Annotated in this window: 16 protein-coding genes; 12 read left to right on the top strand and 4 right to left on the bottom strand. The window is 54.6% G+C overall.

Going from position 1 to position 14,692, the window contains the following annotated elements; translation table 11 throughout:
* Positions 1-134: 134 nt before the first annotated feature.
* The 4 genes from ACW9IN_RS20650 to ACW9IN_RS20635 all read right to left on the bottom strand — a co-directional run bounded on the left by ACW9IN_RS20650 (position 135) and on the right by ACW9IN_RS20635 (position 4,432).
* Positions 135-1,568 (bottom strand): NAD(P)(+) transhydrogenase (Re/Si-specific) subunit beta, encoded by a 1,434-nt coding sequence (locus ACW9IN_RS20650; RefSeq protein WP_016978857.1) that lies wholly within the window; start codon positions 1,566-1,568, stop codon positions 135-137.
* Positions 1,568-1,891, bottom strand: a complete 324-nt coding sequence (locus ACW9IN_RS20645) for an NAD(P) transhydrogenase subunit alpha (RefSeq protein WP_016978856.1) — start codon at positions 1,889-1,891, stop codon at positions 1,568-1,570. The genes ACW9IN_RS20650 and ACW9IN_RS20645 overlap by 1 nt, the downstream gene beginning before the upstream one ends.
* Positions 1,892-1,906: 15 nt before the next feature.
* Positions 1,907-3,028 carry a Re/Si-specific NAD(P)(+) transhydrogenase subunit alpha gene (locus ACW9IN_RS20640; protein WP_016978855.1) on the bottom strand — a complete coding sequence of 374 codons (1,122 nt, stop codon included), beginning with the start codon at positions 3,026-3,028 and terminating at the stop codon, positions 1,907-1,909.
* 753 nt (positions 3,029-3,781) lie between these two features.
* Positions 3,782-4,432, bottom strand: coding sequence for a flavin reductase family protein (locus tag ACW9IN_RS20635; protein ID WP_016978854.1), 651 nt, complete (start codon positions 4,430-4,432; stop codon positions 3,782-3,784).
* 149 nt (positions 4,433-4,581) lie between these two features.
* On the opposite strand from ACW9IN_RS20635, the gene ACW9IN_RS20630 reads away from it, so the two are divergent.
* From ACW9IN_RS20630 to ACW9IN_RS20575, 12 genes are all read left to right on the top strand, one after another.
* A complete protein-coding gene (locus tag ACW9IN_RS20630; protein WP_256262539.1) occupies positions 4,582-4,821 on the top strand; it encodes a dihydrofolate reductase family protein in 240 nt (79 codons plus the stop codon).
* Between the two features lie 219 nt (positions 4,822-5,040).
* Positions 5,041-5,640, top strand: coding sequence for a 4-hydroxylaminobenzoate lyase (locus tag ACW9IN_RS20625; RefSeq protein WP_016978852.1), 600 nt, complete (start codon positions 5,041-5,043; stop codon positions 5,638-5,640).
* A 47-nt stretch (positions 5,641-5,687) separates the two neighbouring features.
* Positions 5,688-6,860, top strand: coding sequence for an ABC transporter substrate-binding protein (locus tag ACW9IN_RS20620; protein ID WP_218180102.1), 1,173 nt, complete (start codon positions 5,688-5,690; stop codon positions 6,858-6,860).
* A 55-nt stretch (positions 6,861-6,915) separates the two neighbouring features.
* Positions 6,916-7,524: an NADPH-dependent FMN reductase gene (locus ACW9IN_RS20615; RefSeq protein WP_025999937.1), complete on the top strand. Its 609-nt coding sequence runs from the start codon at positions 6,916-6,918 to the stop codon at positions 7,522-7,524.
* Positions 7,521-8,438 carry a branched-chain amino acid ABC transporter permease gene (locus tag ACW9IN_RS20610; RefSeq protein WP_038844280.1) on the top strand — a complete coding sequence of 306 codons (918 nt, stop codon included), beginning with the start codon at positions 7,521-7,523 and terminating at the stop codon, positions 8,436-8,438. The genes ACW9IN_RS20615 and ACW9IN_RS20610 overlap by 4 nt, the downstream gene beginning before the upstream one ends.
* Before the next feature lie 4 nt (positions 8,439-8,442).
* Positions 8,443-9,396, top strand: a complete 954-nt coding sequence (locus tag ACW9IN_RS20605; protein WP_050572401.1) for a branched-chain amino acid ABC transporter permease — start codon at positions 8,443-8,445, stop codon at positions 9,394-9,396.
* On the top strand, positions 9,393-10,145 hold the full coding sequence (locus ACW9IN_RS20600) for an ABC transporter ATP-binding protein (RefSeq protein WP_016978848.1): 753 nt from the start codon (positions 9,393-9,395) through the stop codon (positions 10,143-10,145). Before ACW9IN_RS20605 ends, ACW9IN_RS20600 begins: the two co-directional genes overlap by 4 nt.
* Entirely contained in the window at positions 10,142-10,852 is a 711-nt protein-coding gene (locus ACW9IN_RS20595; RefSeq protein ID WP_016978847.1) for an ABC transporter ATP-binding protein, read from the top strand. The genes ACW9IN_RS20600 and ACW9IN_RS20595 overlap by 4 nt, the downstream gene beginning before the upstream one ends.
* A gap of 178 nt (positions 10,853-11,030) precedes the next feature.
* Positions 11,031-12,533: a 2-hydroxymuconic semialdehyde dehydrogenase gene (locus ACW9IN_RS20590; protein WP_457367591.1), complete on the top strand. Its 1,503-nt coding sequence runs from the start codon at positions 11,031-11,033 to the stop codon at positions 12,531-12,533.
* Positions 12,534-12,544: 11 nt separating this feature from the next.
* Positions 12,545-12,937 carry a RidA family protein gene (locus ACW9IN_RS20585; RefSeq protein ID WP_200864483.1) on the top strand — a complete coding sequence of 131 codons (393 nt, stop codon included), beginning with the start codon at positions 12,545-12,547 and terminating at the stop codon, positions 12,935-12,937.
* A gap of 10 nt (positions 12,938-12,947) precedes the next feature.
* Positions 12,948-13,739, top strand: a complete 792-nt coding sequence (locus ACW9IN_RS20580; protein WP_025999934.1) for a 2-keto-4-pentenoate hydratase — start codon at positions 12,948-12,950, stop codon at positions 13,737-13,739.
* Positions 13,740-13,744: 5 nt separating this feature from the next.
* Complete coding sequence (locus ACW9IN_RS20575; protein ID WP_016978843.1) at positions 13,745-14,689, top strand: acetaldehyde dehydrogenase (acetylating); 945 nt, start codon at positions 13,745-13,747, stop codon at positions 14,687-14,689.
* Positions 14,690-14,692 lie beyond the last annotated feature (3 nt).

The following is a 14,692-nucleotide window of genomic DNA, read 5'->3' as shown; positions in this document are numbered from 1 at the left end:
CAAATCAGTTGGCGGTACCATAGATCATACCTGCCTGGGATACCTAAGCTACTACCATCTCCAATGAGATTTTCAAGAAAGCAGATCGGCCTCATATCGCCCGACAAATCGGGCGAAAATGAAGCAGAGGTTATTTACTCGACGGCTTTGACCATGTCTTCGATGACTTTCTTCGCGTCGCCGAAGACCATCATGGTTTTGTCGAGGTAGAACAGTTCGTTGTCCAGACCGGCATAGCCGCTGGCCATCGAGCGCTTGTTGACGATGATGGTCTTGGCCTTGAACGCTTCAAGGATCGGCATACCGGCAATCGGTGATTTCGGATCGTTCTTCGCGGCCGGGTTGACCACGTCGTTGGCCCCGAGCACCAGCACTACATCGGCCTGACCGAACTCGGAGTTGATGTCTTCCATCTCGAACACCTGGTCGTAAGGCACTTCGGCCTCGGCCAGCAATACGTTCATGTGCCCTGGCATCCGCCCGGCCACCGGGTGGATCGCGTACTTCACGGTGATACCACGGTGGGTGAGCTTCTCGGTCAGTTCCTTGAGCGCATGTTGCGCGCGAGCAACCGCGAGGCCGTAACCCGGAACGATGATCACAGTGTCAGCGTTGGTCAGCAGGAAGGTCGCGTCGTCAGCTGAACCGAATTTCACCGGACGGGCTTCCTTGGCGCCGGCAGGACCTGCATCGACTGTGTTGCCGAAGCCGCCGAGCAGCACATTGAAGAACGATCGGTTCATCGCCTTGCACATGATGTAGGAGAGAATCGCACCGGACGAACCCACCAGCGAGCCGGCGATGATCAGCATCGAGTTGTTCAGCGAGAAGCCGATACCCGCCGCTGCCCAGCCGGAATAGCTGTTGAGCATCGACACCACCACCGGCATGTCCGCGCCGCCGATCGGGATGATGATCAGCACGCCCATCACGAAGGCCAGGGCCAGCATCAGCGCGAAGGCACTGAGGTTGCCGGTCAACATGAAGGTGATGCCCAGGGCCAGCGTCGCCAGACCCAGCAGCAGGTTGAGCTTGTGCTGACCGCTGAACTGTACCGGTGCGCCCTGGAACAGGCGGAACTTGTACTTGCCCGAGAGCTTGCCGAAGGCGATCACCGAACCGGAGAAGGTGATTGCGCCGATGGCCGCGCCAAGGAACAGCTCCAGACGATTGCCCGCCGGAATCGAATCGCCCAGCTGCTTGACGATGCCCAGGGATTGAGGCTCGACAACAGCAGCAATCGCAATGAACACCGCCGCCAGACCGATCATGCTGTGCATGAAAGCGACCAGTTCCGGCATCTTGGTCATTTCAACGCGCTTGGCCATGATCGAACCGGCGGTGCCGCCGATCAGCAGGCCGACGATGACGTAGCCGATCCCGGCAGTCGCGAGCTCAGCGCCCAGCTTATAGATGAGGCCCACGGTGGTGAGAATCGCCAGGCCCATGCCGAGCATGCCAAACAGGTTGCCGCGCCGCGACGTGGTTGGGTGCGACAGGCCTTTGAGGGCCTGGATGAAGCAGATCGACGCGATCAAGTAGAGCGTCGTTACGAGGTTCATGCTCATTACTTCGGCGCCTCTTCTTTTGCGACTTTCGGAGCTTTTTTCTTGAACATCTCAAGCATTCTGCGGGTGACCAGGAAGCCACCAAACACGTTCACCGCCGCCAGAGCCACCGCCAGGGTGCCCATGGTCTTGCCCAGTGGCGTCACGGTCAAAGCCGCCGCCAGCATGGCGCCGACGATCACGATTGCCGAAATCGCATTGGTTACCGCCATCAACGGCGTGTGCAGTGCAGGTGTAACGTTCCAGACCACGTGATAACCGACATAAATCGCCAGCACGAAGATGATCAGGTTGTAGATACCGGGGGAGATAAGCTCTTCCATCGTCTGAATCCCTGTTTAGGCGTTCTTGCGGATGACTTGGCCGTCGCGGCACATCAGGCACGCGGCGACGATGTCGTCTTCGAGGTTGATCTGCAGCTGCCCTTCAGGGGTGAACAGCAGCTTCATGAAGTCCAACAGGTTGCGCGCGTACAGCGCGGACGCATCTGCGGCGACCATGGCCGGCAGGTTGGTATGACCGATGATGGTCACGCCATGCTCGATCACCACTTGATCAGCTACGGTCAGCGGACAGTTGCCGCCTTGCGCGGCCGCCAGATCGATCACCACCGAGCCTGGCTTCATCTGCGCAACGGTTTCGGCACTGAGCAGGACCGGGGCCTTTCGACCGGGGATCAACGCCGTAGTGATCACGATGTCAGCCAATTTGGCGCGCTCGTGAACCGCGACTGCCTGGCGCTGCATCCAGCTGGCAGGCATGGGCCGGGCGTAACCGCCGACACCCACCGCAGCCTCGCGCTCTTCGTCGGTTTCGTAAGGCACGTCGACGAACTTGGCACCCAGGGATTCAATCTGTTCTTTCACCGCAGGACGCACATCCGAGGCTTCGATCACCGCGCCCAGACGCTTGGCGGTGGCGATGGCCTGCAGCCCCGCTACACCGGCACCCAGAATCAGCACGCGAGCTGCCTTCACCGTGCCCGCAGCCGTCATCAGCATCGGCATGAAGCGCGGATAGTGATGGGCGCCGAGCAGCACGGCTTTATAGCCGGCGATGTTGGCTTGCGAGGACAGCACATCGAGGCTCTGCGCGCGCGAGGTGCGCGGCGCGGCTTCCAGGGCGAATGCGGTAATTCCACACTCGGCCATTTTGCCGATGGTCTCGTTGTTGAACGGATTAAGCATGCCGACGACAATCGTGCCGCTCTTGATCTGGGTCAGCTCGCTGTCGCTGGGGGCGACGACCTTGAGAATCAGCTCGGCGCCGAAGGTATCAGTGGCACTGCCAATGGTTGCGCCTGCCGCTTCATAGGCACTGTCGACAACGCTGGCGTTAATGCCGGCGCCGCTTTGCACAGTGACCTTATGACCCTGGCCGATCAGCTTCTTGATGGTTTCTGGGGTTGCAGCAACCCGTGTTTCACCCGTCTGGGTTTCGAGAGGAACACCAATGTGCACGTCAAATCTCCTGTTGAGCTAATCTTCTTGTATTTTGGGATGCCAGCGACTAACAGTATTGGAGGTGAGACTGGGCTGAATTTCCCTGACACAGCATGCAGGCAGACGTAACCTCTTAAAGGCAGTATGTTTTTTCTGGTTTCTTACTTACACAACAATTCGATTTTAAGTAATGTTCACATGAAGAATCGGGATCTTAAAGATGGGCTTGATTTATGAGTATTCCAATGGTGACATTTTAGACACGGCCCGATGTCTATGTTGCACGGAATATGAGCAGTAGCAGGTTATCCTAAAAATTTGACATGTTCCAATTCTAAGGCTGGTGTCGTGTATAACTATTGGTAATAGTGGTATGTGTAACGTGTGTTTCCCCTGTGACATGAGGTCAACACCAACAGGATAGTACCGAAAACCAAAAGGATACGGTTTAATGAAACCTGAACATGGGTGAGATAAAATATCAATTATATGCGGGTTGCTTGATCGGAAAAAACCGCTACAACGGCCGTTGAGAGCATAGTTGACGTAGTCATTAGGCGCTGTTCGTATCATTTGTAGTCTGGCTAGGGGCAGCCAATCCATGCAGGTCGTTGCCCGTTGTATTCTTGAGATACGCAGACAAAAGGTACTCTTAGGTTGTATTGAGAATGCCTTTAGTCTGCGTAGGATCAGGTATTTGCCAAGAGAGGGGCAAGATAAAAGGTGCGTAATGCGGTTCGGGTACTTTGGACGAAAAACTTACGACTGGTGTCACTCTCTCGGTTTACCGGCTGAAGGCAAGAATGTTGGTACGGTTAGACGTACACGATCAGTAGTTCGGCAGTAGTTTGGTCCGCCGAGCCGTCCGTACGGTTCAAAGCGATCCACTCGAACCCTAAGTTTCTCTTCGTCGATTAAGTCTTCACGAAAATACATCGCGACAATTTCACCAAATACGATGGAGCGCCGTGTCGAAAACTCGAGAATTTTATACAGCTTGCATTCCCAAGCGATGGGAGCATCGGTGATGCGCGGTACATCAATCGAGGTAGAAGGAGTCAAGCCAAAACCTACCGTGTCTGCTTCTGAGATGTGAGAGGGAAAATCACTGCCGCACAATACCATTCGTTCGGCGATGGTCTCGTCAACCATGTTGACTACGAATTGCTCGCGCTCGATGATATTTTTCAGAGTGTCTTTCTTTTCACCTGGGCGATGACTCTCCTCACCATAGTGATCGACAGCAATAACAAACAGAGGGGGATCTTCGCCCATATAATTGAAGGCACTATAAGGTGCCGCATTGCACAACCCTTCGCTGTTCAAACTTGTCACCAGCGCAATGGGGCGGGGGCCCACGCTCCCGGTAATCAGCCAATATTTTTGCATATTGGTCAGTTCCGACATGGCTATGTGCGTCATGCGTATCTCCAGTTTCGCGCTCTCGCGCCACACGATCAACTAATTATTGTAAGAAGCAACATTACCAACTAGGTTGGATTTTAGCTTTTGAATATTACAAATTCCAATGAGAATGCAGGGAGTTGATATAGCCATTGGTAATAGCAGAGATGGGTTCCTTCGGTCTGGGTAGGCCTAGGTTTGGAGTCGGCATCAAGCGCCTGACCGTCGAAGGCGGTCCGCACGTCAGTGGCTCGTACGTGAACGCCGGGCTGGTAGATGAAATCAGTGTGCTGATTCTGCCCCTGGTCGATGGCTGCGGAGCGCATCTGGCGTCGTTCTCATCGCCACTCCGGAGTTTTGGTCCAATCGAAAATCATTCTTACCTTTTTGATGATTGGCATGGGTGATGGATTCTGTCGTGTCAGAAGTATCGCATGCGCTACGGTATGCGCATTCTCAGGTTGGTGATTTTGATTCATTTGTGTGCATTGATGGTGAAAGGCGGTCTGGCTATTACCATTGGTAATGGTAGGTCACGACATCTTGATTTGTCCTTGTTTTTTTAACGCCATAAACTGAATTTCGCCAGCCTAATTGCCTTTGTCTTTACCGTTGCATGGAACCTTATGTACAAAGCTTTTAATGGCAAGGTAATCTTTTTAATGCAAGGAGTCATTATGTCCATTTCCCCAGTGACAATGCCAAGCTCGCAGGAAAAAGGGGACGTTCTGCCATCAGGGCCGAGTAAGCCCGAGATGATGGCGGCAGTCGCCTCGGTATTGTCCTTTCTTAAAGACAAGCCGTTGGATGAGCAGTTGGAAATCGAGCTCAATCAGCGTTTCGGTGCAACCTCTGAGGTGTATTCAGAGCTGCTTCGGCTGTTGCGCGTGGGTATAGAGGAAGGCTGGGCCTGCTACGCCGAAATCGACGGTCCGGACTATCGCCGCGGGCAACTGGCCAAGTCGACTGAGAACGCTAATGGTTACAGCGTAGAGACCGGCATGTTGAAGAACGTGTTGGGCAACTATCACCTTCACCCCCAAGGCGAGATCAACATGATCGGACCGGAGGACGATGGTGCAACCTTCTGTGGCAACGGTGCAGGATGGAAAGTGTTCGCACCCGGCAGCCAGCATTTTCCAACAGTTAAAGGTGGCAAAGTCACAATGCTGTTCTTTCTCCCAGGTGGAGAAATTGAATACATGGATCCCCCACGGCATAAGTAATAATTTTATTTAATAGCCTCCCAATAATTATAAAAGAAGGACAGGTGATGAATAAGTTCGCGGCGTTCGCGTTACTCTCTGTGTTGACCATGACCATGACCATGACCGTGCAGGCGGCTGACAGCGTAAAAATTGGTTTTGTCAGTACGCTGTCCGGCCCTCTTTCTGGGTTTGGGCTTGAGATCCGTGATGGCTTTAATCTGGCGTTAAAGACGAGCGGGAACAAAATCGGCGGAATACCCGTTGAAGTAGTGGAAGGTGATGATCAGGCGAGTCCCGATGTTGGCAAGCAATTAGCCGACAAAATGATCAAACGAGATAAGGTTGATTTCTTGACCGGTATTGTTTATTCGAACGTCATGCTGGCCGTGGGGCCGCCTGCCTTTGCATCTAAAACCTTTTATATCAGTGCGGCAGCGGGGCCGGCGGCGTTTGCCGGTGAGCGTTGCAATAAGTACTTCTTTGGTTTGTCTTGGCAGAACGATGGGCAGAGTGAGGCGGTGGGCAACTACATGACTACCAATCACTATAAGAAAGTATTCATTATTGCGCCAAACTACACGGGCGGCAAAGAAAACCTCGAAGGGTTCAAGCGTTTCTTCAAGGGTGATGTCGCTGCAGAGGTTTATGTGAAGTTGGGGCAGTTGGACTTCGCCTCGGAGCTCGCACAAATTCGCTCGACCAAACCGGATGCGGTGTTTTTCTATCTGCCAAGTGGTATGGGCATCAACTTCATCAAACAGTATGTGGGTGCCGGCCTGGATAAGGAAATTCCCTATTTCTCGACGGGTCACTCGGCTGATGAAGACGTGATTGCTGCCGTGGGTGCCCCCATCGTTGGTCTCAAAAACGCTTCGCACTGGGCCTGGGATTTGAAAAACCCACAAAATGATGCCTTCGTTGCAGACTTCAAAAAAGCCTATGGCCGAATCCCGACCATGTACGCCTTTCAAGGCTATGACGTGGTCCGGCTTCTGGACAGTGCTGTGAGAGACGTCAAAGGCAATTTGACTGATAAAGAAGCACTGCACACCGCCTTGATGACCACTGATTTCAAATCGCTTCGTGGCAATTTCAAATTTAATACCAATCAGTTCCCCATGGACACCTTCTATCTGCGCGAGGTGCAGAAAGACAATGCCGGGCTGATCACTAACAGAACTATCGCGACGATTTTCGACAATCACGCTGACGCCTATGTCGGTGCCTGCAAGCTTTAGCCCCGTCATCAGTGACGCTTCATTCAGTACACCTTGACTAAACGGAAAGAACCTTATGAAACCAACAAATAAAATATTGGCGTTTTCCGGCAGTACCCGAAAAGCCTCGTTTAACGTTAAATTACTGAATCTCGCCGTGGCCGCCGCGCAGGAACACGGCGCGCAGGTCACGCACATCGATTTGCGTGAATTTCCGCTGCCGATCTATGACGGCGATCTGGAAGCGACATCGGGGGTCCCGGAGAACGCCGTACAATTGCGCGAACTCCTGCTGACCCACGACGGGTTGCTAATTGCGTCGCCGGAATATAACGGATCGGTGAGTGCACTGTTGAAGAACACCCTGGACTGGTGTTCCAGGCCTGCCAACGGCGTCGAAGGTCTGGCGCCGTTTCGCGGTAAAGCGGTTGGCTTGATGGCGGCGTCGCTCAGCCCATTCGGCGGCCTGCGTGGGATCATCGACTTGCGTGGAATTATGGCGAAAATGGGCGCTGTGGTTTTGGCCGAAGACGTCGCGATCGCTTCTGCGCAAAACGCGTTCGATCCGACGGACGCCTTTGTCGATTCCAACACTGCGAAGCTGGTCGATCAATTTACGTCGAATCTCATTGGTCTAGTCGCGAAACTGCACCCGAATACTGACGCGTCCAAGGTTGAGCGATGAGCACCCTGATCATTGAGGAAGCGCTGAATGGATTGCAGTTCGGACTCATGCTTTTTCTGCTGGCAGCGGGGTTGACCTTGGTGTTCGGGATCATGGACATGATCAACCTGGCCCACGGCTCGCTATACATGATTGGGGCTTATTTGACCGCGACTGTGACTGACGCGAGCGGTTCTTACTTCATCGGCGTACCTGTGGCGCTGGTGGCAACTGCGATCATCGGAATGGTACTGGAGGTGAGCCTGTTCCGAAGGCTGTACCGACGGGATCACTTGTCCCAGGTGCTGGCGACCTTCGCTCTGATTCTGATCTGTAACGAATCGGTACGGATGATCTGGGGGGCTCAGCCGATCCCACTCAATACGCCGGTTGCCTTTACGCATCCTGTCGAATTGATGCCCGGCCTGCAGTACCCGGCGCAGCGATTAATGATTATCGGTGTGGGATTGGTGGTCGCGGTTGCCATGTACTTCCTAGTGGCCAAAACCCGCTTGGGTATGTGGGTACGGGCTGGGGCTTCGAATCGCGAAATGGCGACCAGCATGGGTGTGAACATCAAATGGTTGTTCACCGCCGTGTTCGGCATCGGTGCAGCGCTGTGCGCCTTGGCGGGCGCAATGCTCGGTCCATTGTTGGCGGTGCAGGTCGGGATGGGTGAAAGCATTCTGATTTTGGCCTTCGTGGTGGTGGTCATCGGAGGTATCGGCTCGATTAGGGGGGCATTTGTCGGTGCCCTACTGATCGGTGCGGTCGATACCCTGAGTCGCTCGTTGCTACCGCTGTTACTGAGCAAGTTTCTGTCGCCGGCGGTGACCTCCTCGATTGGTGCAGCCGTGGCCTCCATCATCATTTATGTTCTTATGGCTGCCGTTTTGTTCTGGAAGCCACAAGGCCTGTTCCCTGCGCGTGGGTGACCCTATGACCTCGACCCTTCACCACAGCGTTCGGCTCGGCGTGGCTGCCGTGGCGCTACTTATTTTGCTGGTATTACCTTGGGTAGCCAGTGTGCTGGATCAGACGTTTTACATGACGTTCGCCACTCGGATCATGATCTTTGCCCTGGCCGCCACCAGCCTCAATCTGGTCCTGGGTTTCGGCGGTCTAGTGGCGTTCGGGCACGCCGGTTTTTTCGGGATTGGCGCTTATACAGTGGCCATTTTGATGGACATGGGCATCAGTTCCGCCTGGACTGCGTGGCCGGCTGCAGTGGCGATTAGCGCCGCGTGCGCGCTGCTGATTGGGCTGATTTCACTACGCACCCGCGGCGTGTATTTCATCATGATCACCTTGTCGTTCGCCCAGATGCTGTACTACATCTTTCAATCTCTGGCCGCATTTGGTGGTGATGACGGCATGTCCCTGGCTGGGCGTTCGACCCTGCCACTGGGACTTGATCTATCATCTGACGTCACTTTCTACTACGTCGTGTTATTGATCTCGGTGGTGGTGATGTTCGCCGTGCAACGTACGGTCAACGCGCGCTTTGGACGGGTACTGCAGTCGATTCGCGAAAACGAATCGCGAATGGAATCCATCGGCTATCCGGTGTTTCGCTTCAAGCTGGTGGCCTTCACCTTGTCCGGCGCACTGGCAGGTTTGGCCGGTGCGCTGGTCGCCAACCAGAATGGCTTCATCAGTCCTAACCTGATGCTTTGGACCCAGTCCGGTACGCTGATGATTATGGTGATTATGGGGGGGGTGGGTTATTTGTATGGCGGTGTTTTCGGTGCAGCGTTGCTATTAATATTGGAGGAGACGCTGTCCAACTACACAATTCATTGGCAATTGCCATTAGGCGTCATTCTTCTGCTGGTCGTGCTGTTTGCACAAACCGGCATCGCCGGAATATTTAGCAGGAAGGTGTCCTCATGAACCAGCCGCTCCTGGAAATCCGCAATTTGGTAAAACGCTTTGGTGGCCTGGTCGCCACCAACGGCACCAACCTATCCATCCATAGCGGTGAAATCCATGCACTCATCGGCCCGAACGGTGCCGGCAAGACCACACTCATTCATCAGATTTCCGGGGCGCTGAACTCCGATGAAGGGACGATGATTTTCGACGGTGTCGACATATTCGACATGCCCATGCACAAACGCGTGGCGGCTGGTTTGGCTCGGTCTTATCAGATCACCAGTATTTTTAAAAAACTGACGGTGTTGGATAACGTTGCGCTGTCGGTGCAGGCACGCAGTGGCAGCAGTTTTCGGTTTTGGCGAGCGGCTATTTCCGAGGCTGCGTTATTTAACGAAGCCCACCAGATCCTCGAACAGGTTGGTTTATCGTCGAAGGCCAAAACCATCGCCGGCAGTCTGGCCCACGGTGAGCAACGGCAACTGGAATTGGGCATCACACTCGGGACCCGCCCAAAATTGTTATTGCTCGATGAACCCATGGCCGGTATGGGCCCTGAAGACTCGGAAAAAATGGTGGAGTTGCTCATGGCGCTTAAGGGTAAATCGACCGTGCTGCTCATCGAGCACGATATGGCTGCGGTGTTCCGGCTCGCCGACCGAATGTCCGCGCTGGTTTATGGTCGAGTCATTGCCACCGGTGTGCCGAACGCTGTGCGGGAAGACCCTGAAGTCAAAAGAGCTTACCTTGGCGAGGAGGCGGTATGAGTGCGATCCTTGAAGTCAGCAACGTAGAAACTTCTTACGGCGAGAGCCAGATTCTGTTTGGCGTGAGTTTGAAGATCAGGGAAGGTGAAATGTCGACCTTGCTCGGCCGCAACGGCATGGGCAAGACTACCAGCGTGCGCTCTATTTTGGGACTGACGCCGGTCAACTCGGGATCAATTCGTTTTCGCGGTGAATTGATCGAGCGCAAATCGGCGGACGCCATTGGGCGCAAGGGTATTGCGGTGGTGCCAGAAGGGCGGCATATCTTTCCGAACCTGACGGTGAAAGAAAACCTGGTGGCCTTTGCCTGTAATCGCAACAAATCCTCTGAGCCATGGACGCTGGACAAGGTCTACAACTTTTTCCCACGGCTGGCTGAGCGCGAGCGCAACATGGGTTCGCAGCTGTCTGGTGGCGAACAACAAATGTTGGCCATCGGCCGTGCGCTGATGACTAATCCTTACTTGTTGATACTGGACGAAGCGACTGAGGGCCTGGCACCGCTGATTCGAGATGAAATCTGGGCTTGTCTCCACGCGTTGAAAAAAAGCGGGCAGACCGTGCTGGTGATCGACAAATACGTCGAGAAGCTAATTGCTCTGGCTGACCATCACACCATTATCGAAAAGGGCCAAGTCGCCTGGCAGGGTTCTTCAAAGGAACTGAGTCTGGACAAAGGCCTTTGGCAGCGATATTTAGGCGTCTAGATACCATCAATAGTTCTATTTTAGTGGAGTTGGCCAGAGGGTTGCTCCTGGGCCAGCTTCGCTTTTTTTTAGGTGGCTATTACTTTCACGAATAAATGACCGTGATCTTTTGAATTTGGTTTTCTACGCATATCGATAAAATAAAACCATCTTGCAACCCCCTGCAGAGCAGAAAACTATGAATACCTTATCGAATCAAGCATCACGTGTTGTGCCTGGCACCGTGCCTTGTCAACTGCTTAATTATGTCGACGGTAACTTTGTTACTTCTGTCTCGAGTTTCGCCAATATTAATCCGGTGAATGGCGAACTTGTTTCCAATGTGTTCGAGGCGGATGCGAAGCAGGTCAGCGATGCTGTTGTTGCTGCGCAAAAAGCGCTGAAAGGCCCGTGGGGGAAGCTGAGCGTCCATGACCGTGCGGCGGTGATTCACAAAATCGCTGATGGCATCCAAGCTCGATTCGAGGAGTTCGTAGCGGCGGAAGTGGCCGACACTGGTCGTCCGGTTCATCAGGCGCGGACCCTCGATATTCCACGTGCCATCGCCAACTTCCGGACCTTTGCCGATTTGGCGAAGACCAGCAACACCGACTTGTTTGAGATGGCTACAGCGGACGGTGCGGGCGCGCTGAACTACACCGTGCGCAAGCCGTTGGGTGTGATTGGGATTATCTCGCCCTGGAACTTGCCGCTGCTGTTGTTTACCTGGAAAGTTGCGCCGGCTCTTGCCTGCGGTAATACCGTGGTCGCAAAGCCGTCGGAAGAATCGCCGTCGTCTGCCACTTTATTGGCCGAAGTCATGCATGACGCCGGTGTTCCACCTGGCGTATTCAACTTGATTCACGGATTTGGTAAAGATTCGGCCGGTGAGTTTCTGACACAACATCCCGGTATCAGTGCCTTGACCTTTACTGGTGAGTCGAAAACCGGTTCGGCGATCATGAAATCGGTGGCCGATGGTGTCAAGGAGGTGTCGTTCGAATTGGGCGGAAAGAACGCCGCCGTGGTCTTTGCCGACGCCGATTTTGATGCCGCTGTAGCGGGTGTTTTGCGCTCTTCCTTTACCAACTCGGGACAAGTCTGCCTGTGTTCAGAGCGTGTGTACGTTCATCGTTCGATCTTCGACAAGTTTGTCGCGGCACTCAAGATTGAAACTGAGAAATTGATTGTGGGTTATCCGGATCAAGAAGGCGTCAGTATGGGCCCTCTGATTTCCCACGGGCATCGCGACAAGGTGCTGTCGTACTACCAATTGGCGGTTGAAGAGGGCGCCACGATTGTCACGGGCGGTGGGGTTCCTCAGTTCAACGATGAGCGCGATCAAGGCGCTTACGTGTTGCCGACGATCTGGACCGGGCTGTCAGACCAGGCGCGCTGCGTTACCGAGGAGATCTTCGGCCCGGTGTGCCACATCTCGCCGTTTGATGACGAGGACGAAGTCATTGGCCGCGTCAACGATAGCGACTACGGACTCGCCTGCGCCATCTGGACCACCAATCTTTCCCGCGCTCATCGTGTTTCCCGGGAAATCCATGTCGGCCTGGTCTGGGTTAATACCTGGTACCTGCGTGACCTGCGCACGCCTTTTGGCGGAGTGAAGCTGTCCGGTCTGGGCCGTGAAGGCGGTCGTTTCTCGATGGACTTCTACTCCGACATCGCCAACATCTGCATCAAGCTTTAAGGGGCATGGACATGCGTCGAACCCTGCAATCGAGCGCCATTGCTGCACCTCGTTTTCACTATTCGCCCTGTGTGGCGATCGGTAGCACCTATCAGGTCTCCGGAATGATTGCGTTGGATCCTGCCTCCGGTCAATTGGTCGAGGGTGGTCCCGGCGCGCAAACCAGCCGCATCCTCGCGAATCTGCAAAGTGCGTTGCCTGATTATGGATTGACCTTGGGCGATCTACTTATCGCTCGAATCTACACCACCCGTTTTGACGCATTCGCCGAGATCAACGCGGCCTGGGAAACCTTGTTTTCCGGCGGTTTGATACCGCCGGCAAGGACCAGTGTCGGCGTCAGTGCGCTGCCTTTGGGTGCCAGTGTCGAAATTGAATTTTCCTTCGTTAAATCATCACAGTGATCAAGAAGCCATGAAAAATAATATTGAACTCGCCGCGTCGAGGTTATGGCAGGCGGAGCTGGACGGAATACCTTGCGAGCCTGTCCGCGACTTGATCGGGATTGACGACGTTGAGCTGGCGTATGCCGTGCAGCAGATCAACACCGAGCGTCGGCTCAAAGAGGGTCGGCGTCTGGTCGGTCGCAAAATCGGCCTCACTTCCAAGGTCGTCCAGCAGCAGCTCGGTGTCGACCAGCCGGATTTCGGCATGTTGTTCGCTGACATGTGTCTGGCTGATGGCGAAGAAATCGCTAACCGCCGGGTGCTGCAAGCTAAGGTCGAGGCGGAAATTGCGCTGGTCATCGAGCGTCCTCTGGACCAGGGCAAACACACGATCGCTGACATTATCCGCGCTACTGCATTTGCTCTTCCGGCCATAGAGATCGTCGGCAGCCGTGTCGCGAACTGGGACATCAAACTCACCGATACCATTGCCGATAACGCGTCCAGCGGACTGTTTGTGCTGGGCTCGCGTCCGGTCAAGCTGGATGCATTCGACATCGTCGCCTGCGGCATGGTCATGGAACGCCGTGGCGATCAGGTCAGCGTTGGAATGGGTGCGGCCTGCATGGGCAATCCGCTGCTGGCTGCCGTTTGGCTGGCCGACACCATGGCGCGTCTTGGGCAACCGCTGCAACCAGGCGACATCATCATGACCGGGGCCCTCGGGCCTATGGTTGCTGCGGCTTCTGGCGATATTTTTGAAGCCAATATCCAAGGCCTGGGTCGCGTTCGCGCCTCCTTCGCCCCTGCGGAGGAGTAACAGACATGGACCAGAACACTCGGCTACAAGTTGCCATTATCGGCTCCGGAAACATCGGCACCGATTTGATGATCAAGGTCTTGCGTAATTCAAAACACTTGGCGATGGGCGCAATGGTGGGCATCGATGCAGCTTCCGATGGCTTGGCTCGCGCTGCACGGATGGGTGTTGCCACCACTCACGAAGGCATCAACGGTTTGGTTAACCTGACAGGATTCGAGCAGATTCGTATCGTGTTCGACGCGACCTCGGCCGGTGCACACGCCAAGCACAACGAAATACTGCAGCAGCACGGGATCAAGGTCATTGATCTAACACCTGCCGCTATCGGTCCTTACGTGGTGCCTGTGGTCAATCTGAGGGATCACCTGGCGAGCACCAACATCAACATGGTGACTTGCGGTGGTCAGGCAACGATTCCTGTGGTGCGCGCCATATCGCGGGTCACTCGGGTTCGTTACGCCGAAATCGTGGCCTCGATTGCCAGTAAATCTGCAGGCCCTGGTACCCGCGCCAATATCGATGAGTTCACCGAAACCACCTCCCATGCGATCGTCAGTGTGGGCGGTGCCGAACACGGTAAAGCGATCATTGTGCTAAACCCGGCCGAACCACCGTTGATGATGCGCGACACCGTTCTGTGCCTGGCCGAAGGCGATGCCGACACTAATGCGATCCGCGAATCCATCGAACAGATGGTTAAAGACGTAGCGGCTTACGTGCCGGGCTACCGCATGAAACAGGACGTGCAATTCGACACGATTCCCGCTGACAAGCCCATCAATATTCCGGGCGTTGGCCTGGTCTCCGGCATCAAGGTGTCGGTGTTTCTGGAAATTGAAGGCGCGGCGCATTACCTACCCGCGTACGCAGGCAATCTCGACATCATGACGTCTGCCGCGCTCGCCGCTGCTGAGCAGATTGCCGCCAACATGATCGCGGCCGGGTAGGGG

The sequence above is a fragment of the Pseudomonas sp. SDO5271_S396 genome (genome assembly GCF_054071795.1).
Note: the sequence above shows the minus strand (reverse complement) of the source record. Positions and strands in the feature narration are given on the sequence as shown.